This is a genomic window from Bradyrhizobium sp. 4 (genome assembly GCF_023100905.1).
Lineage (GTDB): Bacteria > Pseudomonadota > Alphaproteobacteria > Rhizobiales > Xanthobacteraceae > Bradyrhizobium.
Genome location: NZ_CP064686.1, coordinates 4,903,706 through 4,925,385, shown reverse-complemented (window position 1 = coordinate 4,925,385; position 21,680 = coordinate 4,903,706). Strand labels below are relative to the sequence as shown.

The window sequence follows — 21,680 nt, the reverse complement described above, 5'->3', positions numbered from 1 at the left end:
AAACCGGCGCGCAAAAGCGGGGGCGCTGCACGAACTATTCCGGGCAACGCCCTTTAACTGGTCGCAAGCCCGCTCTACATGCGTTTGCATGGAAAATGCACGCGCCGGCCGTTTCGCGCCAACCGCCCTGATGCTCGGCAATCTCGTCACCGGCTGCTCGGTCTTGGCACCGGCGGGCATGCTGCCGGAATTGGCGACGGGGCTCGACGTCAGCATCCATGCGGCCGCGCTCCTGATCACCTTCGGGGCTGTCATCCTGTGCATCGGCTCGCCGCTGACGGCCTGGCTCACCAGCCGGATCGAACGCCGGACGCTGCTCACCACGACGCTCGCGGTGCTCGCTTTTGGCAATCTCGCCTCTGCCTTTGCGCCCGATTATGCAGGCCTCCTCGTCATCCGCCTGGTGATGCTCGCGGTCGGCGCGCTCTACACGCCGCAGGCCGCCGGTACGGCGGCGTTGATCGTGCCGGTGGAGCGTCGCGGCAGCACGATTGCCTACATCTTTCTCGGCTGGTCGCTCGCTGCCGCCGTCGGCCTGCCGCTGATCACCTTCATCGCCAGCCGCTATGGCTGGCGCGCGGCCTATGGCGGGATCGGCGCGCTCGGCTGCGTCAGCTTCCTGCTGTTGCTGATGCGACTGCCGGCGGGCTTGAAGGGCACGCCCGTGGATCTGAAGACCTGGAGCGCGGTCGGTCGCAACAGGACGATCCTGCTGCTGCTTGCGATCACGATGTTGCAGATGTCCGGGCAGTTCGTGGTGTTCACCTTCATGGGGCCGTTGCTCAACAAGCTGACCGGCGCAGGGCCCGATGCGATCGGCATGGTGTTCGCTCTCTATGGGGTCTGCGGCTTCCTCGGCGTTGTCATTGCGACCCGCATCGTCGACACCTCGGGACCCTATCGTACCTCGCTGCTGTTCACGTGCCTGCTGCTTGCGGGGATCACCGGCTGGGCGCTCGGCGCCGGCACGCTCGCGTTGATGGCGGGTGCGGTCGCGATCTGGGGCCTCGGCTTTGCCTCGACCAATTCGATGCAGCAGGTGCGGCTGGTCTCGGCCGCACCGTCGCTGGCATCGGCGACCGTCGCACTCAACACCTCCGTCCTCTATATCGGCCAGGCGGTCGGCTCTGCCGTCGGCGGACTGCTGTTCGCCCGCGAGCTCCTGCATACGCTCGGCTTCGTCGCGGTCGGCTTCGTCGTGCTGGCGCTGATCCTGGTGGTCCTGACCCGGCCCCGGCCGGCAACTGTCGCCCCGGCCTGAACGGAAGCGTGTCCGTGCGCGCAAGGTGCTTGGCAAACCGCGCGCCGGGAGGCTAGAAGGCCGGTCATGGGGACCAAAGAGGGTTGACTGAGATGAGGATGATTCTGGCGGTTGCCGCGGTGCTCTATTCAGCTTCCGCTTTCGCGCAAGCCGACAAGCCACCAATGATCGGGGACAAGCCGTTGGTGCAGGTCAAGCCCAAGGGCACCAAGGCAGGGACCAAGGAGGCTGCGGCCAAGCCGGCTGCGGCGCCGAAGGGCAAGCCGCAATCGATCGCGGCGCGGCTCCAGGCCTGCCTCGACCTCGATGATGGCACGAAAGACCGGCTCAATTGCTACGACGCCGTGATCGCGCCGATGCCGAAGCCCAAGCCGGCGAAGGCTAAGGGGTACGCCGATTGCCGTTTCTTCAAGGAAGAGGACGAGCGGCTGGCCTGCTTCAACGGCTTTGCCGAGAGCATTCCGAAGCTGCCAAAAACCTGAGGCAGTTAAAACCCGAAGGATCAGGAGCCGGACGGTTAGTCGCTGATCCGGCTCAGCACGGCCCTAAAGGCAACGCCCGGCAGTTGCAGTGCGGTACCTTCGAATTCCGCACTATCGCCATCCTCCCGGCCGGCGAGCGTCAGCGTGATCCGGTCAAGACCGAACAAGGCCTTGAAGCAAGGGTCGTCATTGTGGCGCTCGGTCGAGATCTTGACTCTGATGCTGTCGCCTTCGCCCGTGCAGGTGCCGATGAACGCGAAAACGGAATTGCCGCCGCGCATCTTGCCCTCGGTCACATAGACGACGCCGCAACCCGTGCCGTGAACCGTGTGGAAGTCGACCTTGTAGAGTCCCTGACGCACAGCATGTCCCCGCAGAATCCCAAATACGACTTGGCCGGCAAAGTATGATTGTTGCCAGTGGAAGCAATCCGGTCGGCCCCGGGACCGTCGGCCATCAACATCACATTTTGATCAAGGCTTGAGAGAGTTGCGGGCCGTGCAGCCAAATGCCGACGGGCGCAATATCGCTACCGGCTCGATGCGGATGGATTGGTGGAGGCCACGCGCGTGAGCGCGAGTGATGGCGTCGCCGACATCTTCACCAGGACGTCCTTGAGCGGGTCCCGCGTCCACGCTCGCGTCACATAGTCGCGATGGGTAATGCCGTCCCCGGTTTCGACGAACACCACGCTGCCCGGACGCAAGGGGCCGTCCATGTCTTCGGAGACGGTGATGCCCTTCTGCCGCAGCGTGCTCATCAGTTCGCGGTCGCGCCGCGCGGTGTAGTGGGTGTAGGAGCTGACGAAGAAGCCGGAGCGGTGGCTCTCGATCCATGAGGCGAACTTGTCCATCTCGCCATAGACGGCGTCGAGCAACACGACGCCGCGGACACGGTCGCTGATGCCGCCAACCTCGAGGCTCCAGGCTGTCGGCAGGAAGCCGCCGCTGTAGCCGACGATCACGATCGGCATGTTGGCGAAGGCGCGGGCGCTGTTGGGATCGCCGGTGAGGCGGGCGAGATGGTTTGCCGACTCGTCAATGAAGCGCTTGAGGCCGCCGGCCTGCCAGAATTTTCCTGCGCTGGAATCGGCGGCATCAACCGCCATCTGCGGTGCGAGCAGGATGGCATTGGCGCCGGAATCGGTGACCTGCTGCGGCACCAGCTGGCGGTCGCGCACGTCGCGCTCGAGTGTCGCGCCATTGCCGTGGAAGAACACCACGATCACGCCTGGCTTCCGCACGTCGAAATGTTCGGGCACGTGCATCAGGACGCGATTATCGTTGTAAGTCTCGTCCTGCCAGAATACGCGCCCGGAATAGCTGCGGTGGCCGCGGCGGTCGCCCTTGGAGATGTTGAGGAACGGCGCGTCGGAGGCGGGGTTGTTGCCGAAATAGGGGAAGGCTGACGACTTCATGCTGACGAGCGTCGTCAGGTCCTCGCGCGGCGGACGCTGGTAGGGGGCCTGCGGCGCGAGCGAAGCGACCTTGTAGGGAGCCTGCTCCGGCTGCTGCTGCACGGCGCGCTTGGGTGAGAAGTCCGACATCTGCCGTTGCAGAAAACCCTCGCTCGCGGATGGGAAGCGCTCCCTGAACTGGGGGGCCGGGAAGCGATCCTCGAACGAGTCGCTGCTTGCGACTTGCTGGTTTGTCTTCGCAACGACCTGCACGTTGGCGGGGACGTTGCCTTGGACGTTGGCTTGCGAGTTCGCCGCGAGCGCCGCCGGATTGGGCGCCTTGCCGCATTGAACCAGGGTCAGCGACAACGGCACCAAGGCTGAGATCAGGGCAAGCCGGAGCGCACGACCGCGCGCGCCGGACCTGGCCCGGTCGGCGCGGATGTCAGCTTTCGATTTCGGAACGGCCCCGACCATTCACCCATGACCCCAAGTCATGACCACAAGTCCATCGGCAATCATTAAGGCAATTGAGCCGATGGGCGTTTAGGCGACGTTAAGTGTCCGGAGAAACTTCCCCACATCCGGAACGCTCAAGGGGACCACGCAATCGTGTCCTGATTGTGGGGGACGGGAGCGGGATGTCCCGGTGTTTACGAAGCTTTATTGCCCGGATCGTGGATTAATGGTGCTAGAGTACCGAAGTGGCCCCGCCTCATTTAACCCTTGTTAACCCTGCTTGAATTGACTGGACCGAGCTGCACGATGCTTCCAACGAGGCGTGACGCCTGAGGTTGAGGACGGCGATGACGGCATCAGATGCGGGTACTGCACCCTGGACCGGCCGGCTGACCGGAAGCGGGTCGGGGGTCTCCGTTCTGGTCGCGACCGCCATCGTCGTGGCCGACATGATCGGGGTCGGCGTCTTCACCAGCCTCGGCTTCCAGGTCAAGGACATCCCCTCGGGCTTCTCGATCCTCCTGCTGTGGACCGTCGGCGGCATCGTCGCGCTGTGCGGGGTATTCTCCTACAGCGAGCTCGGCGCGATGTTTCCGCGCTCGAGCGGCGAATACAATTTTCTCGGCCGTGCCTATCATCCCGCCTTCGGCTTTCTCGCCGGCTGGGTGTCGGCAACGGTTGGTTTTGCAGCACCCGTCGCGCTCGCCGCGATGGCGTTTGGCGAATACGCCAAATCGGTCGTCCCCGGTGTGCCGCCGATCCCGCTTGCCATCGCCGTCGTGTGGCTGGTCTCGCTCGTGCAACTGACCGGCGTCAGGCACTCCTCGACCTTCCAATTGATCTCGACCATCCTGAAGGTCGTGCTGATCGTTGCCTTCCTGGTTGCCGGCTTCATCGTCGGCGTGCCGCAGCCGATCGCCTTCACGCCGCAGACCGGCGATCTCGCGCACATCGTCAGCGCGCCTTTCGCGATCGGGCTCGTGTTCGTGATGTATTCGTTCTCGGGCTGGAATGCCGCGACCTACATCATCGGCGAGATGAACATGCCGCAGCGGGACCTGCCGCGCGCGCTGCTCGCGGGCACGCTGATCGTGCTCGTGCTGTACGTCGCGCTGAATGCGGTGTTTCTCCATTCGACCCCGGTCGGCGCACTCGCGGGTCAGCTCGACGTCGCCAGCGTCGCCGGCAGCGCGATCTTCGGTAATCTCGGGGGCCGGATCGTAGGCGCGATGATCTGCTTCGGCCTGATCTCATCGATCAGCGCGATGATGTGGATCGGCCCGCGCGTGATGATGACGATGGGGGAGGACATTCCGGCACTGCGCGTGTTCTCGCAGAGATCGGTCCGCGGCGCGCCGGCCTATGCCATCCTGTTTCAGCTCGCCGTCGCCAATCTGCTGCTGTTCACCCGCAGTTTCGAGGCCGTGCTCGACTTCATCCAGTTCGCGCTCTTGTTCTGCTCGTTCTTCACGGTCGCCGGCGTCATCAAGCTGCGTATCACCGATCCCGATTTGCCGCGGCCCTATCGTGCCTGGGGATACCCGTTCACGCCGCTCGTTTTCCTGCTCGTGACCGCCTTCATGATGTACTATTTGTTGACCGAGCGGCCCGTGCAATCGCTGTCGGGGATGCTCGTCATGCTCTCGGGCCTGTTGATTTATGCTGTTTTCCGCAGGCGGCCGGTCGCCGCTGGCACCTCATCACATTGCGAATAGACATGTTTCGACCCATGAGAATTGCGGCCGTCGCTATCGCCTTGCTGGCTGCGGCCGTCTCGTCCGCACGTGCCGCCGAGGCGACCTTCGACGACACCGCGCGCTTCCTCGCGGGCATGCAGCCTTCGGCGGATTCGCCGCTGGTGCCGCTCACCAAGGACCCGGGTTGGCAGCGCCACGCAAAGTTCTTCGACGGCGCCTTCGCCCAGCTCGAGCAGCGCCAGCTCTCGAAGATCCGCAACTGGGCCGACGTCAATCTGGCGGCGCCCAGGCCGACCATGTTTTATTTGTTCAGCGGTCCCGACTTCCTCTATGCCAACGCCTTCTATCCCAAGGCCAGCACTTACGTGCTTGGCGCGCTGGAGCCGGTCGGTGCGGTCGCTGACCTGACGCGATTGCCGCGCGGCTCGGTCGGCGCCGCGCTCTACAATGTCGAGCGCTCACTCGGCTCGATCCTGAGTTTTTCCTTCTTCATCACCAAGCAAATGAAGGTCGACCTGCACACCAACCAGGTCAACGGCACCTTGCCGATCCTCTATGTTTTCCTCGTCCGCTCCGGCAAGACCATCCGCAATGTCGAGATGGTCGCACTCGACGACAAGGGCGGCGTGCATGTCGGCAACGACAATCCAGGGCCGAACGCGACGCGCGGCGCCCGCATCACCTTTGCAGGCCCCGACGGCGAGGCGCGCACGCTGTACTATTTCTCGACCGATCTCTCCAATTCGGGTGCACGCGCGGCAGGCTTCCTGAAGTTCTGCGAGACGCTCGGCCCCGGCAACAGCCTGATCAAGAGTGCGTCCTATCTGCTGCACTCCGGCAACTTTACCGTCGCGCGCGATTGGTTGCTGGCCAACAGCGCGACCATCGTCCAGGACGATTCCGGCATTCCGCTTTCGAGCTACAATTCGCGGCAATGGCGGTTCTTCCCGTTCGGTCGCTATCTCGGACCCATCGGCGAATTTCCCGGCCGCTATCAGGAGCGCTACGCCGCATTGTTCACGCGCGCCCAGCCGATCGACTTCGGCGTCGGTTACCGCTGGCGGATGCACGAGTCGAACTTGCTGCTGTCGGTGAAGGTGCCGGGAAGCGAGACGGCGCCGGGCGCGGAGACCACCTCGTCCGCCGAGCCGCCGCCGAAACCGCCGCGTCCGAAGCGGCCACGTCCGCCCGAGCTGGTCCCGCCGCCGCCCGGACGCTTTTTCTGGTCCCGCTGATTACCAGTGCACGCTCTGGCTCGGCACGATGAACGCCGTCGTACTGGGCGGCGTGGCAGTGCTCGTCGCTAGATACCAGCCCGAGCCGACGACAAGCACAAGCAGGCCGATGATAGCGAGCATGTCGAGGGTTCTGGGATCGTGACCTCGCGAACCAGCTCGCGAATCCCGTCCAGACCTGAAGTGAAAATGAGGGCTGATTTTCCAGCGCATTGTTGTTTCCTCCCGCAGGAGCATCACCTCAATGCGAGGAAAGAGTTTCGGTTCCACTCAAGGCAGCGACGGGTGAGGCGCCGCATCATGCTCAGGGTGCGTTGACGCCGCGCCAGCGGCCGTAGCGCCAAGGCAGATACCAGCGCGAAGCTTGCGGTGTGGTGAGGGGCACGTTGTCGATTCCCGAGGTGCCGAACGGGTTGCAACGGAGCAGGCGCGCCAGCGTCATCCAGCCGCCGGCCCACAGCCCGAATCTTTCGATCGCCTCGTCGCCATAGACCGAGCAGGTCGGCAGGTGCCGGCAATTGTAGCCAACCAGCGGCGAGAGCGTGTGGCGGTAGAGCCAGATCAGCGCGCGGCCGAATCTGCGTGGAAGCCGGCGCGCGCCCACGACGGGATTGAAACAGTGCTCGCAAGTTGATTGCTTCATGGGCGCTTTGCTGAGATCGTGGGCGAGGTTCTGCGCGGTTCCGACGCAGGGAACTGTAACCTGTTGTTTGTGCGTCATATTTTGCATGCTTTTTGGGAGCAGTGCAGCAAGTGCCTATGGACGAGCTGTATTCCCCCGGATACCATTTTTGTGACGTTCATGTGAGACTCATTGGAACGTCAGAACGGGGCTTGGCTGAGTCGGCTCGCCGTAAGGCTTGGGCTAAAGCTTGGGACTTGGGGAAGGGACCAGTTTGAAACTTCTGAAGGCGCTCAAACTTCGCGGCTGGTTGCTGGTGGGAACCGCTGCTTGTGGAGTCGTGTTGGCTGGCGCCGTCGCGACGCTCGGGTCGTCGGCTCGGGCCGGTGTTGCCCTCGAAGAGCGCAAGCTGCCGATGAAGTTCAATTGGGTCGCCTGCGAGCCGAATTGTCGCGGGTGGGTCAGTGCGGTCGGCATCATCACGGCCGATACGCCGAGGGACTTCGAAGATTTTTCCCGCGGACGCCAGCTCGGCGGCGCCACCGTGGTGCTCGATTCCAGCGGTGGTTCCGTCAACGACGCGATCACGCTCGGCCGGCGCTTCCGCAATCTCGGACTTCTGACCACGGTCGGCATCAGCCTTCAGAACCGTAGTGGGCAGTCGGCCCGTCCGGCGGTCGCGCCTGAGGCCTATTGCGAATCCATGTGCGTGTTCCTGTTGCTGGCCGGCAAGAAGCGCTACGTGCCGGAAGCGGCCCATGTCCGGGTCCACCAGATCTGGATGGGCGATCGCGCCGACGATGCCAAGGCAGCGAGCTACAGCGCGCAGGACCTGATGATCGTGGAGCGCGACATCGGCCGGCTCGCCAAATACACGTTCGACATGGGCGGTGCCGGCGATCTGCTGTCGCTCGCGCTTAGCGTCCCGCCCTGGGAAGATTTGCACGAGCTCGATGCAGGCGAGCTCCAGCTCACCAATCTTGTGACGACGGATCTCGTGGCCGACGTGCTGCCGCATGTCGACATCTCCGCGCCGGCAATGGCGGAGCTTGCACCGAAGACCCAGGCAAGGTTCGGTGCAGAACCGGCGCAGCCCGCCAAGTCGACCAAGACGGCGGAAGCCCTGGTGCCGACGGGCGGCGTCGCCACGCCGGTTGCGGCGGCGCAGAAGTAGCCTCGAATTTCTGTTTCATTTCCCGGGCCCACCGACGAGCCCGGATCGGCATCCGGACTCAGCCTTGCGCCGCAGCCGGCTGCTTCGCTTTCGCCTCGATCTGGCCGATGGCATCGACCACGGCATCGAAGGTCAGGAGCGTCGAGGCGTGGCGCGCCTTGTAGTCGCGGACCGGCTCGAGGAACTTGATCTCTGCCCATTTGCCTTCAGGAGGCGAGCCGTTCTCCTTCAGCATCTTGCGAACAGTTTCGCGTAACTCACGGAGTTCGCTCGCAGTCGATCCGACGATCTGACTTGCCATGATGGATGAAGAAGCTTGTCCCAGCGCGCAGGCCTTCACGTCGTGGGCGAAGTCGGTGACCTTGTCGCCCTCCATCTTGAGGTCGATCTTGACGGTCGAGCCGCACAGCTTGGAGTGGGCGGTGGCGGTGGCATCGGGATCCGACAACCGTCCGAGCCGCGGAATATTCCCGGCCAGTTCGATGATCCGCTTGTTATAAATGTCGTTCAGCATGTGATGGAGTCCAGCAGGATCGGCCTTGGCGTGCGCCGTCCACGGCCCTATATAGGGTCGGAACTGGCGGAAAAACAGTCCAGCGCTGCAGCAGTGGTGTGATCCAGAACCGTGCTGCCGGCGTTAATTTGAAGACCTTTTCGCCGAAACTGTTCTCTCAGGCGTCCGGCGGCTCGCCGCCCCGTCTGCCGGTGACACTCCGGCCGCAAGGCCGTCGAACGGAGTAGACATGGACGCTAGCATCAAATCCATCCGCCCCAACAAGCCCTCCGACCGGCAGCCCGATGGCCGTCCGGCGGAGCTTGATCCTTCCGAATTCCTCGCCGCCGCCGTCCGCGCCGACCAGCCGCGCCCTGCGCGCGCCGAGGCCGAGCAGGCGGTGAAGACGCTGCTCGCCTATATCGGCGAGAACACCAACCGCGAGGGCTTGCTCGACACGCCGCGCCGCGTGGTCGAGGCTTTCGACGAACTCTATCAGGGCTACCACCAGTGCCCGGCCGAGGTACTCGATCGCACCTTCGGCGAGACCGCCGGCTATGATGATTTCGTCCTTGTGCGCGACATCGAGTTCACCTCGCAATGCGAGCATCACATGATGCCGTTCTACGGCAAGGCGCACATCGCCTATACGCCGGTGGAACGCGTGGTCGGCCTGTCGAAGCTTGCGCGCCTCACCGACATCTTCGCCCGCCGGCTCCAGACCCAGGAGCACATGACCGCGCAGATCGCGGCGGCGATCGACGAGATCCTCAAGCCGCGCGGCGTTGCCGTGCTGATCGAGGCCGAGCATACCTGCATGTCGGTGCGCGGCGTCGCCAAGCATGGCGCCTCCACCTTCACCAGCCGCTTCACCGGCATGTTCCGCGACAATCCGGCGGAGCAGGCTCGTTTTCTGTCCCTGGTGCGAGGCCTGCAGCGCTGACCTCGCGATAGACCGGCGAGGGCATTGTGTCCGCTCACTCCCATGAAACCGAGGAAGGTCTCGCCTTCCTTCCCAGGTTCGACGCGGCCGGGCTCGTGACCGTCGTCGCGACCGACGTCGCCACCGGCGACGTGCTGATGGTCGCGCACATGAACGACGAGGCGCTGCGCAAGACCATTGCGACCGGCGAGGCCTGGTACTTCAGCCGCTCGCGCAAGGCCTTGTGGCGAAAAGGTGAGACCTCGGGTCAGACCCAGCGCGTGGTCGAGATCCGCACCGATTGCGATCAGGATGCAATCTGGCTCCGCGTCGAGCAGATCGGCGCGGCGTGTCACACTGGCCGCCGGTCCTGCTTCTACCGCAAGGTCGAGGCCCAAGACGGCGGCGCTATGCTCGTCTTCGTCGATGCGGACAGGCTGTTCGATCCGGACGCGGTGTACAAGAAGTAGTCCTGCCGTCACGCGCAGGGCGGAGCTGGCGATCCGAATTAACCCCGCATTAACCATACCTGTCCCACGGTGAGACGACAGGGCGCTGAATTGCCGGCGCACTCAACGCCGTGCGGTGCGGGCACTTCATCATGTCGGTCGACAATTCCAGTGCCTCTCAGACGGCGGTTCTCGATCCGTCGCGGGCACGCGTCGCCGGTGCGATCAAGCAGGCCTCGAACGTCGCTGGCGTCAGCTTCCAATACATGCTGACCACCGCCAAGATGGAATCTGATTTCGATCCCACGGCCGGGGCGACGACGTCATCGGCGCACGGGCTCTACCAGTTCATCGACCAGACCTGGCTCGGCACGGTGAAGGAAGCGGGCACCCAGCTCGGCTATGGCAATTATTCCGACGCCATCACCAGGACGTCGTCAGGCTCCTACACCGTCGATGATCCCGCGATGAAGCGGTCGATCATGAAGCTGCGTGACGATCCGGAGGCCGCCTCCAGCATGGCGGCCGCGCTGACGCAGTCGAACAGCTTCAAGCTCACCGGCCTGCTCGGCCGCAGGCCGTCCGACAGCGAACTCTACATGGCGCATTTCATGGGCGTCGGCGGCGCCGCGAAACTGATCGCGAATGCCGAGGACAATCCGCAAGCGGTCGGCGCGCGGTTGTTTCCTAACGCTGCGTCCGCCAATCGCTCGATCTTCTATGCCAAGGACGGCCGCGCGCGCAGCGTCTCCGAGGTCTATTCGGTGCTGGATGCGCGCTACGCCGGCGCGGCAAATTCGAAAACCACCCGCAGCGCGATGGCGATGTATGGCGGCACGCCATCGACCACGCAGGTCGCGAGCGCGAACGGCGTACAGCCTGCCGCGCCGCTGATCGACAATGCTGCGTATCTCCAGACCTTTCCGAACACACGCGCGGTGACGCCGGTCAGCGCGACAGCGCCAATGACGGTCGCGGACAATGCACCGAGCACGCCGGTGTTTCGCTCGATCTATCAGCCTGGCGACACCACCCAGCCGGTCTCGACGACCGTGCAGAAATTGTGGGGCAACAATGCCTCGCTCACCTCGGTCGCACCAGCGACCTCGGTCGCATCGGCAACGCCCGACGTCCGGCCGCCGCAGCCGCTTGATCTCTTCAGCGATCGCAGCGGAACGTTCTCAAGCTAATACGCACGCCCGTGTCTCGGACACGTCGCAGCGTGAACGCTGCTGCGCAGGTCCCCGCGCGTGAACGGGCCGCCTTTGTTCCCTTAACAAAACGTCAATAAAACCAGCCAGTTATGGTGAACGCTTTGTTAAGCGTCGTGGTTTATTTTGTGTTGCAGGTGACAAGCCGTCACCGCTTCGTCTTCGTTGCGTAAGCCGGAAGCACCATGATTGTTCGGCAGTTCATCAATTGGATCAGGACGGCGCCCGCTGGCGAGCGGGCCGAGGCGACGCGGGCGCTGGCCCGGGCCTGGCTGATCTCAGACCTTTCCCATGACGACCGTATTGCCGCTGAAGGCGCGCTTCTGATGCTGCTCGACGATCCCTCGCCGCTGGTGCGGCAGGCGATGGCCGAGGCGTTTGCGCGCAGCACCGAGGCGCCGGCGTCGATCGTGCGGGCGCTGTCGGCGGACCAGCCGACCGTCGCGCTGCCCGTGCTCGAACATTCTCCGCTGCTGATCGACGCCGATCTCGTCGACATCGTCGCGACCGGCAACGACGAGGTGCAGTGCGCGGTCGCGCGCCGCATCGCGCTGCCGGTATCGGTCTGCGCCGCTATTGCCGAAGTCGGCTGCGCGGCGGCAGCGCTCGAGCTGATCGAAAATCCTCATGCCGAGCTTGCGCCGTTCTCATGGGATCGCATCGTCGAGCGTCACGGCCATCTGGCTGCGATCCGCGAGGCGATGCTGGTGCTGGAGGATCTGCCGTCCGCCACGCGCGCCGCGCTGGTGGCAAAACTCTCGGAGACGCTGGCTCAATTCGTCGTGGCCCGGAATTGGCTGAGTGCCGACCGCGCCGAGCGGATCGCGACCGAGGCCCGCGACCGCTCCACCATGAACATCGCGGCACGCTCGCGGGGCGAGGACATGGAAGGTCTTGTTCGGCACCTGCGCGTCACCGGCCAGCTCACCGCGGGTCTCATTCTGCGCGCGCTGTTGTCGAGCAATCTCGACCTGTTCGATGCGGCACTGGCTGAGCTCGCCGAGCTGCCGCTGGCGCGCGTGTCCGCGCTGCTGCACGATCGGGGTGGCAATAGCCTGCACGCGCTGCTCCGCCGCGCAGGGCTTCCCGAGGCGACGTTTGCAGCCTTCCAGGTCGCGCTCGATGCCTGCCACGAGCAAGGCTTCGTCGACAGCGACGACAATGCGGCGCGGCTGCGCCGCCGCATGGTCGAGCGCGTGCTCACCCATTGCGAGACCGACCGCGGCGCGACCGAGCCGCTGATGGTCCTGCTGCGCCGCTTCGCCACGGAATCCGCGCGTGAAGAGGCACGGCTGTTCTGCGACGAGCTGGTCGCGGAGGAGATGGTTGATCCTGTCTACGACGATCTGATTGCGGCCTAATTCGATATCCGAGATAGGGCAGGTCGAAACCGCAAACTCCGTCATTGCGAGCGCAGCGAAGCAATCCAGAATCCCACCGCGGGGACAGTCTGGATTGCTTCGCTGCGCTCGCAATGACGAGAGGAGAGAGGCGAGCCCTTAACCCGCCGGCGCGATGCTTGGCGCCAGGATCACCTCGAGATGCTCAGGGCGATCGCGGTTGGCGTCGGCGAGATAGTCGTCGGCGACCTTGCGCAGGCGCCGGCTGAGCTCGGCGGAGACGCTGATGCTGTCGAGCTTGGTGTTCTCGTGCACGATGGCGAGGATGGCGTTGATGTGGTGCGTGAATAGCTCGGCCGGCACCTTTTCCAGATCGGGCGCGTGCTCGATGACGCGGCACAGGCTCTCGGCTACGCCCGCCGCCGCCGGATAGCCGAAGGTCGCGGCATCGCCCTTGATGTCGTGCGCGGCGCGAAACAACTCGTCGCGCCTTTCCTTGGTGAAGCCGTCGTGCCGGATGGCGACGTAGGCGGCCGACAGCCGGTTGATTTCGGTCGCCATCCAGTCCTTGAACTCGCCGGCGAGGCTCGCGAGCGCCTGCTCGGCCCGGCCGACCGGATCGTCCATGTCCTTCTCTTCGACACGGCGCAGGACCGACCGCAGCGGGTTGGGCTGCGTGATGATTTGATGCGTGGCGAAGGCCGTGATCTCGATGTCTCTTGCGCTGTTCTTCGCCATGATATCGGCCTTGATCGTGAGAGACGTTGCGCTAGATGGAGGAGCGGGCCTTGTCGAGCAGCGAGGGCTGCTGCAGCACCTCGTGCTTTTCGCCGACGCGGCGCTCGGGACCCATATAGGCGGAGGTGATGTTGCGGCGCCGGTCTGGGCCGAAATAGGTCTTGGTCTTGATGAAGGGACGGGGGCTGGCGACCACGTTGAGGATGCGCTGGTAGAGCCCCTTGGCCGAGATCGGTTTGGCCAGGAATTCGGTGACGCCGGCATCGCGCGCCACCGTGACGCGGCGCTTCTCGGAATGGCCGGTCAGCATGATGATCGGCGCGTAGGGATTGCCCTTGGATTCCGGCTGCCGGATCATCTGCGCCAGCTCGAGCCCGTCGAAGATCGGCATCGCCCAGTCGGTGATGACGATGTCGGGCACGTAATGGCTGTACATTTCCAGCGCCGTGGCGCCGTCCTCGGCCTCGTAGACTTCACGCGCGCCAAAGGAATGCAGCAGCGTCCGCAGGATGCGGCGCATGTGCGGATTGTCGTCGCAGACGAGGAAACGCAGCTTGTTGAAATCGATGCGGAACATGGAGCCCGGGCCGGAGCGGTCAACTTTCGTTAACCATATCTCGCCGGGGGTTAATGAAGGGTTGCGATCGGCAGTCCGGCGAGGCGGCTCAGGAACCGAACTGTTCGCGCAGAATGCGCTCTTCCAGGCTGTGACCGGGGTCGAACAGCATGCGCATTGAGATGGTCCTGTCGGACAGCACCTCGACGCGGCGGACGTCGCGCACCTCGTCGTGGTCGGCGACCGCCGCCACGGGGCGCTTGTCGCCCTCCAGCACCTCGATCACGACATAAGCCGTGTTCGGTAGCAGCGCGCCGCGCCAGCGTCGCGGGCGGAAGGCGCTGATCGGTGTCAGCGCCAGCAGCGCAGCGTTGATCGGCAGGATCGGTCCCTGGGCGGACAGATTGTAGGCGGTCGAGCCGGCCGGCGTTGCCACCATGATGCCGTCGGCGATCAGCTCGGACATGCGCTCGCGCTCGTCGATCAGGATCCGCAGGCGCGCGGCCTGGTAGGTCTGCCGGAACAGGGCGACCTCGTTGATGGCGTGATGCAGGTGAACGCGGTCGTTGGCGTCGGTCGCGCGCATCAGGAGCGGGTGGATCTCGGATTCCTGCGCGGCCTCGAGACGGGCCCGAAGATCGACGGTCGAGTACTCGTTCATCAGGAAGCCGACGGTGCCGCGGTGCATGCCGTAGATCGGCTTGCCCGTATGCATGTGCTGATGCAGCGTCTGGAGCATGAGCCCGTCGCCGCCGAGCGCGACCACGATGTCGGCGTCCTTCGGATCGCAATTGCCGAAGTCTCTGGTGAGCTGGCCGAAGGCGGCTTGCGCCTCGCTGCTCGGGCTGGCGACGAAGGCGATCCGGTCGTATCGCGCTGGCTTGGTCATGGCTTCGGGCAGGGCCGCTGGCTGGAGAAAGTTCCGCCGGGCTCGTCTAACGATCTCGACCCCGATTGTCGAGGATGACCGCCCTTCACACCAGACCGGCAACTGCCCATTCCGATTTGAGGACGAAACCGGCTCGATTTGTGCCCAACCGGGCTCTTCAGGCGCCGCTGGAGCCATGATCCCCCAAACCGTCGCAATTCCGCGCTAGCCTTGCGGTCCGCACCGGCGGTCGACGCCGGGCAGGGAGAACGATCATGGCCACGAATATGCCGGCGCTCCGCCGCGCGACCCTGGTGCTGGTGGTGTCGGCATTCGCGCTCGCAGGATTTGCGCGCGCCGACGATCCGCCGCAGCCGCGCGCCGAGGCGGCGGCAGCGGCCGGACAGAAGGGCGGGCGCGGCGGCGCACAAAGCGCGTCGCAGAATGCATCGTCATCCGCCGAGCTGCACCGTCTTCCGTCGGATTCGACCACGAAGCAGACGATCGATCTTCCCGGCCGCACCCTCAATTTCGCAGCGACCGCCGGATCGATCCGCGTGTTCGACGGCAAGGGCGAGCCGCTGGCCGACATCGCCTATACATCCTATGAGCTCGACGGCGCCGACCGTGCCACGCGCCCTGTGACGTTCCTGTTCAATGGCGGGCCCGGTGCGTCCTCGGCATGGCTCCAGTTCGGCGCGGCGGGGCCGTGGCGGCTGCCGCTCGATGGCGAAGCCCTGTCGCCGTCCGCCTCGCCCGAGGTGAAGCCTAACGCGGAGACCTGGCTCGATTTCACCGATCTCGTCTTCATCGACCCCGTCAGCACGGGCTATAGCCGCTTTGTCGCGACCGGCGATGACGCGCGCAAATCGTTCTACTCCGTTGACGGTGACGTCAATTCGATCGCGCTCGTGATCCGCCGCTGGCTCGAGAAGCACGACCGGCTGACCTCGCCGAAATACGTCGCCGGCGAAAGCTATGGCGGCATTCGCGGGCCGAAGGTGGTGCGCCAGTTGCAGCTCCAGCACGGCGTCGGCGTCAGGGGATTGATCCTGGTGTCGCCGCTCCTGGACTTCCGCGAGTTCACCGGCACCAGCCTCCTGCAATATGTCGCGACGCTGCCGAGCTATGTCGCGGTGACGCGCGAGGCGAAAGGCCCGGTCAAGCGCGCCGATCTCGCCGACGTCGAGGCTTACGCGCGCGGCGAATTCCTGGCCGACCTCGTCAAGGGCGAGGCGGACAAGGAGGCGACCAATCGTCTTGCCGACAAGGTCGCCGAGCTCACCGGCATCGACCAGGCGGTGAGCCGCCGGCTTGCCGGCCGCTTCGACGTCGGCGAATTCCGCCGAGAATTCGACCGCAAGAACGGCAAGATCACGGGACGCTACGATGGCTCGGTCCGCGGCTTCGATCCCTATCCGGATTCGAGCAGCTCGCGGTTCGGTGATCCCTCCGGCGATGCGCTGCAGGCGCCGCTGACGAGTGCCGCGGTTGACCTGTTGACACACAAGCTCAATTGGCGGCCCGATGGCTCCTACGAGGTGTTGAACGGCGCCGTCGAGGGTCACTGGGATTTCGGCCGCGGCATCAACCCGCCGCAGTCGGTCTCCGAGCTGCGCCAGATCCTCGCCACGGATGCGAAGCTGAACGTGCTGGTCGCGCACGGCCTGTTCGATCTCGCCACGCCCTATTTCGGATCGAAGCGGGTGCTCGACCAGTTGCCGGCCTTCGCAACACAGCGTGTCAAGTTCGTGGTCTATCCCGGCGGCCACATGTTCTATTCGCGCGACGGCTCGCGACAGGCGCTTCGGAGCGAGGTCGAGACGCTCATTCGGGAGTAGGCCGTCGCTTGCGCGGCTTGTATCTCCGCGCGATCTCGCGGGCTACGACGGCCGCAGGCTTGATGTTGGCGCCCGCGATCCAGACGTCGCTGACCTTGCCACGCTTGTTGCGGACGCGGCGCACCGGCTCGCCATGGCTGGAGTAGCCGGCGGCCCAGGCGAGCTTGCCGGTGTCGCGGCCGGTGACCTCGATCTCGGCGGCGTCCATGAACGGGTTGTTGAACTGGGGATTGGCGACCAGCACGCGGTTGCCGAGCGGCACGAGGTCGTTCGCGCCCCAGATCGTCCACCAGCGACCGGTCCAGTCGCGCACGCGCCGGTCGGGTGCGCCACGGGTCTGGAAGACGCGCAGGATCTGCATCGCGCCGTCCATCCAGAACGGCGCCGCGCCGTCGATGGAGTTGCTGAGGATGCTGATCGCGAGTTCGCAAGCGGGGATGCAGCAGGTCCGCGAGATGTAACCTTGAAAGCCGCCGCCATGGCCGAACCAATCCCAGCCGTCGGTTTTGCCGGCGTTGACGCCGAGGCCGTAATAGGCCTCGAAGCTTTGCGGCACGCGCCAATGGTTTCGCGTCATCTCGCGGCGGCTCGCGACCGATAGCATGCTCTTTTTCGCATTGGGCGCGAGCTGTGCGTAGAAGCGGGCGGTATCGGCGGCGGTCGCGATGAAGCCGGCGGCGGAGGCCATCGCGTGCGCGGGATTGTCGCCGGGGATCACGCATCGCTCCCCATACGGCAGCTTGCGGGTGTGGCCGCGCGCGAACGATGCGCCCTTGGGAAGCGGCGCGTCCGGCTCGGTCTCGCGCAGGTCCGCAGGTTCGATGATCTCGCGCTTGATCCAGGTGCGGTAAGGCTCCTTGGTCACGGCTTCGATGACGAGACCGATCAGCCCAAAGCCGTGGTTGGAATATTTGAAGCGTGTGCCCGGCTCGATCGCGGTCGGCAGCTTCAATTCCGCGAGCAGCTCGCTAGCGTCGAGATAGGGACGGCTGTCGATGAACTGGCCGGAATCGGCGCCGTCGCGCGTCAGTCCTGCGCTGTGCGAGAGCACTTGCGCAATCGTCGTTCCGGCGACGCGCGGATGCAGGCCGGCGACATATTGGCCGATGGGATCGTCGAGCCGGAGCTTGCGCTGCTCGCGCAGCTTCATGATGCCGGCCGAGGTAAAGCTCTTCGAATGCGAGGCGATGCGGAAGCGGTGGCGCGGGGTGAGCTTCTCGCCGGTGTCGAGATTGGCGAGGCCGAACGCGTGCTCGGCGACGATTTCGCCGCGATGGGCGAATGCGACGATCACGCCCGGCTGCTGGATTGTGGTGTGCTGGAATTCGATCCAGGAGCCGATGTACTCGATTGCGGATCGCAGCCAATTGTCCATTGCGCACCGATTTGCGAGGGGAAGATTGGTGGGAAAGCTAGCCGAGAACGCAGAACGGGCACAACCCTGAGGTTGTGCCCGTTCGTCCCATTCGGAGATGCGATGTTCTTAATAGACGAGAGTCGCTCCGGTCGGCTTGTCGAGCGCGGTGGCGAGCGAACGATATTCGGAGCTGTCGGTGCCGGCGAGCGAGGCGAGCTTGTTCAGGTGATACTGCGCCTGCTCGCGGTTGCCCTGCTCGAGCTGCCAGAGGCCGTAATACTGCCAGGTGCGGACGTGGTTCGGATCGTCCTTCAGCGCCAGCTCGTAATAGACCTTCGACGACTGGTAGTCGCCGAGCTTGCGATAGGAGTAGCCGATCAGATTGGCGACGTCGGCGACGTCGTCGCGCTTGAGCGACTTCAGCTGGCCGATCGCGCCAGTGTAGTCGTGATTGTCGTAGATCGTGGTGTAGGCGGTGCGATAGGCAGCAAGGAATTTCGGATCGTTGACGGAGGAGCTCTTCTTCTTGCCCTTTTTGGTCGAGGTGTCCGAGGCCGGCGGCGACGAGGGGGTGTCGCCACCTGCGGCATAGGCGCTGGTCAGAGCCGGCCCGGCCGCCAATGTCATGGCGACAAGTCCCGGCACAAGAAGCGTTGAGAGTTTTCGCATCTAAGTTCTCCCGTATGGAACGTGGCGATCCTACACGATTGCCCAAAGACCGGAACACCCATCAGGCAAAAACATTCCCGGCATCCTGGTCTATTCGCCCTGCGGGCAGATGACAAACTTGTCATCCAGATGAACGGGAGCCTGCGGCGGGCTTCAGATTGGGTTCAGTGCGCGTCCCCTAGGCTCCAACCTACGATCAAAGGGTTGGCGAGAGGGCGCCCGCCTCAAGATCCTTCCAAGAGGAGACCAACCATGTTGAAGACCATTTCCGCAGCCTTGCTTGCAGCTTCCGTGATCGCAGCCCCGGCCTTCGCAGGCGAGACCGGCAAGACCACCACGACCACGCCGGTGATCAAGGCGGACCAGGCCCAGACCAAGGTGTCCACCACCGCCGCGAAACCCGACGCCGGCCTCAAGGCCGATGCCAAGACTTCGGATGTCAAGGCTTCGGACGTCAAGGCCGACGCCAAGGTGGATGCCAAGTCGAAGGCGATGAACGCCAACGCCGCGGTCACGCCGGACGCGCACAAGACCGTGCGCACGCATCGCCACCACCACAAGCATCTCTCAGCGAAGAAGTCGCTGACGACGCAGCCGGACGTGACCAAGCCGGCGACGATGGAGAAGCGCAGCTAACGACTGATCCTGCGCGGCGGCGTTCTAGCATTGCCCAGCCGCCGCGTGAGGAATTCAGGCCCGGCCCGTTCGTCACGCCTTGCGCGAAAGCTCGAGGTGCTGGCGGCGGGCCGGTACGGCCATGCTGAAGCCCGCGAGCAACGTCCCACGTTTGGCGGCCGCAAACAAAACCTCGAAAACAACCCCATGCACAGTAGCCGGTGGTAGATAAATCAATGGTTTGATCGGTGGCTCATCTGCGGATTTTACGAAGCCGTTTGACTCGTCGGACAAAACACCTGTAGACATGCATCATTGCAACCTTGGGGCTGGAACGTCTCCGAGACTGATCGAGCGGAGAGCGTAAGCGGTGCGGCGACTAGCGGAACGCGCAGTGAGCTTGGCGTTGATGCTGGCACTGCCGCTGGCGCTCACGGGATGCTTCGGCAGCGACGGTGACCGTCCGACCCTGATGGACGGGACCCAGGCCGGAGGTCCACAACCGTTCCCGGATAATTTCCGCGGCGACACGCTGGCCTTGATGCGCAGCTATCTGAACAACCCCGTCGGCGTGCGTGACGCCAGCATGGCCGAGCCGGTGCAGCGCGAGGTCGGCGGTCGGCAGTTCTACGTCAGCTGCCTGCACTTCACCCCACGCGAGACCGACGGCACCTACAAGGCCATGAGGGAACGCGCCGTGATTTTCGTCAACGGCCGGGCGGACCGCGTCGTCGATCGCGCCAGCGAGCTGTGCGCGGGCGCGGTTTACGTACCCTTTCCGGAACTTGAAAAGATGACGCGGTAGCGCAAAGCCCACCTTCATCGCTTGGTGATAGGACAGAGCCAACCGGAGCTGCCGGATCACATTTCGGGGAGCCTTGAACGGAGTGGTTTTGCGTTGCGACTAATCGCTACGGCAGGTTCTGTTTTCCAGCGGAAAAAAACCGTCGGTATGAGCCTGCGGGACGGAACAAAATCGCGCTGTTGCCGCTCCGTCACAGTAACGAACGATCAACGTTCCGGCATCGCCGCGAAGCAACCCAATTCACGCCACGTTGTTTCCTGAGTGTCGAATTTGAAAGAACGGGGATGATCATGAAAAGGATTTTGCTGGGTGCGGTTGCCCTGCTTGCGCTGGCCGCGCCGGCTGCCGCAGCCGACATGCAGGCGCGCACCTACACCAAGGCTCCGGCCTACACGCCGCCGCAGGTGATCTACAACTGGACCGGCTTCTACATCGGCGGCCATGTCGGCGGCGCCTTTGCCGGCGACAGCAGCTTCCAGTCGAGCGACGCGCGCTTCCTCGGCGGTGTCCAGGGCGGCTTCGACTACCAGTTCGCGCCCAATTGGGTCATGGGTATCGAGGCGCAGTATTCCTGGCTGCCGACCAACAACGGCGGTGCCACGTTCCCGCTGGGCACGCAGGTGACCTCCAATACCGACCAGCTCGGCTCGGTGACCGGTCGCATCGGCTACACCTGGGGACCGGCGCTGCTTTACGCCAAGGGCGGTTATGCCTGGCGCAATGGCGGTCTTGGCGTGAATGTCGCCGGCGTGCCGCAGCCCTTCACCGCGACCGGGAACAGCAAGGACGGCTACACTGTCGGCGCTGGCCTCGAATATATGTTCGCGCCGAACTGGTCGGCCAAGGCCGAGTACCAGTACTACAACTTCGGCAGCACGACGATCACCTCCGGTCCGGCTGACGTCGTGGGCGTCCGCGGCCGGGAGGACGAGCATACCGTCAAGGTCGGCGTGAACTATCGCTTCGGCTGGGGCGGTCCGGCAGCCTCGCGCTACTGACGCCACCAACCATCACGATCTGACAAAGGCCGGCTCCCGCCGGCTTTTCGTTTGCCGGGTCCTGGTTGCCAGCCTTCTGTTTGCATTGCGTCAACCATCTGGCGCGTCATTTGCAGGCAAACGTTTTGGCGCGCGCCTTCTCACGCGCGTCATGGAGCTCGGGTAAAGCAAAAATAATTTTTGCAGCTTAGGGAACTCGCGCGCCGGAACGCGTTATATGAGAATTACCGGGCTGGTGGGACGACGGACATGCGTATCTTGGTGTCGGCTGTGGTGCTCTCGTGCTTCGTCAGTTTGCCGTGCGCTGCCCAAACAATCCTCAAATCCGAGCCTCTGATGCTGGCACCCTACGAGGTGGCCTTCGTCAAGGATGCCTCGTGCTCTTCCGGCAAGGTGCTGAAGGTCACCGGCGCGATCCGTGGGCTGCATCGCCGGAAGGCCTGCGTGGCTCTGGCGGGCGAGCAGGCCTCGCTCGCGACCGCGACGCCCTGA

At 64.4% G+C, this 21,680-nt stretch carries 25 protein-coding genes; 14 read left to right on the top strand and 11 right to left on the bottom strand.

Annotated elements, in window-relative coordinates:
- The first annotated feature begins 88 nt into the window (after nt 1–88).
- Both IVB45_RS23430 and IVB45_RS23425 read left to right on the top strand, forming a co-directional pair.
- A complete protein-coding gene (locus IVB45_RS23430; protein WP_247362178.1) occupies nt 89–1,261 on the top strand; it encodes an MFS transporter in 1,173 nt (390 codons plus the stop codon).
- A 92-nt stretch (nt 1,262–1,353) separates the two neighbouring features.
- The gene (locus IVB45_RS23425) at nt 1,354–1,743 is read left to right on the top strand and encodes a hypothetical protein (RefSeq protein WP_247362176.1); all 390 of its coding nucleotides are present in this window, start codon (nt 1,354–1,356) and stop codon (nt 1,741–1,743) included.
- A gap of 35 nt (nt 1,744–1,778) precedes the next feature.
- Here the strand turns inward: IVB45_RS23425 and IVB45_RS23420 are convergent, their stop codons facing one another.
- Both IVB45_RS23420 and IVB45_RS23415 read right to left on the bottom strand, forming a co-directional pair.
- Nucleotides 1,779–2,105 carry a GrlR family regulatory protein gene (locus IVB45_RS23420; protein ID WP_247287121.1) on the bottom strand — a complete coding sequence of 109 codons (327 nt, stop codon included), beginning with the start codon at nt 2,103–2,105 and terminating at the stop codon, nt 1,779–1,781.
- Between the two features lie 167 nt (nt 2,106–2,272).
- Entirely contained in the window at nt 2,273–3,616 is a 1,344-nt protein-coding gene (locus IVB45_RS23415) for an alpha/beta hydrolase (RefSeq protein WP_247362173.1), read from the bottom strand.
- Nucleotides 3,617–3,945: 329 nt separating this feature from the next.
- On the opposite strand from IVB45_RS23415, the gene IVB45_RS23410 reads away from it, so the two are divergent.
- The gene (locus IVB45_RS23410; protein WP_027567821.1) at nt 3,946–5,313 is read left to right on the top strand and encodes an amino acid permease; all 1,368 of its coding nucleotides are present in this window, start codon (nt 3,946–3,948) and stop codon (nt 5,311–5,313) included.
- A gap of 2 nt (nt 5,314–5,315) precedes the next feature.
- Nucleotides 5,316–6,530: a hypothetical protein gene (locus IVB45_RS23405; protein WP_247362171.1), complete on the top strand. Its 1,215-nt coding sequence runs from the start codon at nt 5,316–5,318 to the stop codon at nt 6,528–6,530.
- On the opposite strand, the gene IVB45_RS23400 is transcribed toward IVB45_RS23405, so the two are convergent.
- Both IVB45_RS23400 and yidD read right to left on the bottom strand, forming a co-directional pair.
- On the bottom strand, nt 6,531–6,743 hold the full coding sequence (locus tag IVB45_RS23400) for a hypothetical protein (RefSeq protein ID WP_247362168.1): 213 nt from the start codon (nt 6,741–6,743) through the stop codon (nt 6,531–6,533). It abuts the gene before it with no gap.
- 91 nt (nt 6,744–6,834) lie between these two features.
- Nucleotides 6,835–7,173 carry a membrane protein insertion efficiency factor YidD gene (gene yidD / locus IVB45_RS23395; RefSeq protein WP_247362164.1) on the bottom strand — a complete coding sequence of 113 codons (339 nt, stop codon included), beginning with the start codon at nt 7,171–7,173 and terminating at the stop codon, nt 6,835–6,837.
- Nucleotides 7,174–7,426: 253 nt separating this feature from the next.
- On the opposite strand from yidD, the gene IVB45_RS23390 reads away from it, so the two are divergent.
- The gene (locus IVB45_RS23390; RefSeq protein ID WP_247362163.1) at nt 7,427–8,326 is read left to right on the top strand and encodes a hypothetical protein; all 900 of its coding nucleotides are present in this window, start codon (nt 7,427–7,429) and stop codon (nt 8,324–8,326) included.
- 58 nt (nt 8,327–8,384) lie between these two features.
- On the opposite strand, the gene IVB45_RS23385 is transcribed toward IVB45_RS23390, so the two are convergent.
- Nucleotides 8,385–8,840 (bottom strand): iron-sulfur cluster assembly scaffold protein, encoded by a 456-nt coding sequence (locus IVB45_RS23385; protein WP_247362161.1) that lies wholly within the window; start codon nt 8,838–8,840, stop codon nt 8,385–8,387.
- A gap of 229 nt (nt 8,841–9,069) precedes the next feature.
- Here IVB45_RS23385 and folE point away from each other — a divergent pair, with 229 nt between their 5' ends.
- From folE to IVB45_RS23365, 4 genes are all read left to right on the top strand, one after another.
- On the top strand, nt 9,070–9,762 hold the full coding sequence (gene folE / locus IVB45_RS23380; RefSeq protein ID WP_247362159.1) for a GTP cyclohydrolase I FolE: 693 nt from the start codon (nt 9,070–9,072) through the stop codon (nt 9,760–9,762).
- A gap of 26 nt (nt 9,763–9,788) precedes the next feature.
- Nucleotides 9,789–10,211 (top strand): phosphoribosyl-AMP cyclohydrolase, encoded by a 423-nt coding sequence (gene hisI, locus IVB45_RS23375; RefSeq protein WP_247362157.1) that lies wholly within the window; start codon nt 9,789–9,791, stop codon nt 10,209–10,211.
- A gap of 89 nt (nt 10,212–10,300) precedes the next feature.
- Entirely contained in the window at nt 10,301–11,380 is a 1,080-nt protein-coding gene (locus IVB45_RS23370) for a lytic transglycosylase domain-containing protein (protein ID WP_247362785.1), read from the top strand.
- Between the two features lie 206 nt (nt 11,381–11,586).
- Complete coding sequence (locus IVB45_RS23365; RefSeq protein ID WP_247362154.1) at nt 11,587–12,762, top strand: DUF2336 domain-containing protein; 1,176 nt, start codon at nt 11,587–11,589, stop codon at nt 12,760–12,762.
- Nucleotides 12,763–12,900: 138 nt separating this feature from the next.
- Here IVB45_RS23365 and IVB45_RS23360 read toward each other — a convergent pair whose 3' ends face one another.
- From IVB45_RS23360 to IVB45_RS23350, 3 genes are all read right to left on the bottom strand, one after another.
- Complete coding sequence (locus IVB45_RS23360) at nt 12,901–13,479, bottom strand: Hpt domain-containing protein (RefSeq protein ID WP_247362152.1); 579 nt, start codon at nt 13,477–13,479, stop codon at nt 12,901–12,903.
- Nucleotides 13,480–13,510: 31 nt separating this feature from the next.
- Nucleotides 13,511–14,056, bottom strand: coding sequence for a response regulator (locus IVB45_RS23355; RefSeq protein ID WP_027567831.1), 546 nt, complete (start codon nt 14,054–14,056; stop codon nt 13,511–13,513).
- Nucleotides 14,057–14,144: 88 nt separating this feature from the next.
- On the bottom strand, nt 14,145–14,924 hold the full coding sequence (locus IVB45_RS23350) for an NAD kinase (protein WP_007602648.1): 780 nt from the start codon (nt 14,922–14,924) through the stop codon (nt 14,145–14,147).
- 254 nt (nt 14,925–15,178) lie between these two features.
- On the opposite strand from IVB45_RS23350, the gene IVB45_RS23345 reads away from it, so the two are divergent.
- A complete protein-coding gene (locus IVB45_RS23345) occupies nt 15,179–16,744 on the top strand; it encodes a peptidase S10 (protein WP_247362150.1) in 1,566 nt (521 codons plus the stop codon).
- On the opposite strand, the gene IVB45_RS23340 is transcribed toward IVB45_RS23345, so the two are convergent.
- Nucleotides 16,731–18,119: a serine hydrolase domain-containing protein gene (locus IVB45_RS23340; RefSeq protein ID WP_247362147.1), complete on the bottom strand. Its 1,389-nt coding sequence runs from the start codon at nt 18,117–18,119 to the stop codon at nt 16,731–16,733. The two genes, IVB45_RS23345 and IVB45_RS23340, sit on opposite strands and share 14 nt — an antisense overlap.
- A 108-nt stretch (nt 18,120–18,227) precedes the next feature.
- Nucleotides 18,228–18,770, bottom strand: coding sequence for a tetratricopeptide repeat protein (locus IVB45_RS23335; RefSeq protein WP_027568442.1), 543 nt, complete (start codon nt 18,768–18,770; stop codon nt 18,228–18,230).
- Between the two features lie 252 nt (nt 18,771–19,022).
- On the opposite strand from IVB45_RS23335, the gene IVB45_RS23330 reads away from it, so the two are divergent.
- Nucleotides 19,023–19,406: a hypothetical protein gene (locus tag IVB45_RS23330; RefSeq protein WP_247362144.1), complete on the top strand. Its 384-nt coding sequence runs from the start codon at nt 19,023–19,025 to the stop codon at nt 19,404–19,406.
- Nucleotides 19,407–19,478: 72 nt separating this feature from the next.
- Here the strand turns inward: IVB45_RS23330 and IVB45_RS23325 are convergent, their stop codons facing one another.
- Entirely contained in the window at nt 19,479–19,694 is a 216-nt protein-coding gene (locus tag IVB45_RS23325) for a hypothetical protein (protein ID WP_247362141.1), read from the bottom strand.
- A gap of 100 nt (nt 19,695–19,794) precedes the next feature.
- Between IVB45_RS23325 and IVB45_RS23320 the strand changes: the two genes are divergently transcribed.
- The 3 genes from IVB45_RS23320 to IVB45_RS39095 all read left to right on the top strand — a co-directional run bounded on the left by IVB45_RS23320 (nt 19,795) and on the right by IVB45_RS39095 (nt 21,680).
- Entirely contained in the window at nt 19,795–20,190 is a 396-nt protein-coding gene (locus IVB45_RS23320) for a hypothetical protein (RefSeq protein ID WP_035961651.1), read from the top strand.
- A gap of 290 nt (nt 20,191–20,480) precedes the next feature.
- On the top strand, nt 20,481–21,188 hold the full coding sequence (locus IVB45_RS23315) for an outer membrane protein (RefSeq protein ID WP_247287101.1): 708 nt from the start codon (nt 20,481–20,483) through the stop codon (nt 21,186–21,188).
- Nucleotides 21,189–21,437: 249 nt separating this feature from the next.
- Nucleotides 21,438–21,680, top strand: coding sequence for a hypothetical protein (locus tag IVB45_RS39095; protein ID WP_018455389.1), 243 nt, complete (start codon nt 21,438–21,440; stop codon nt 21,678–21,680).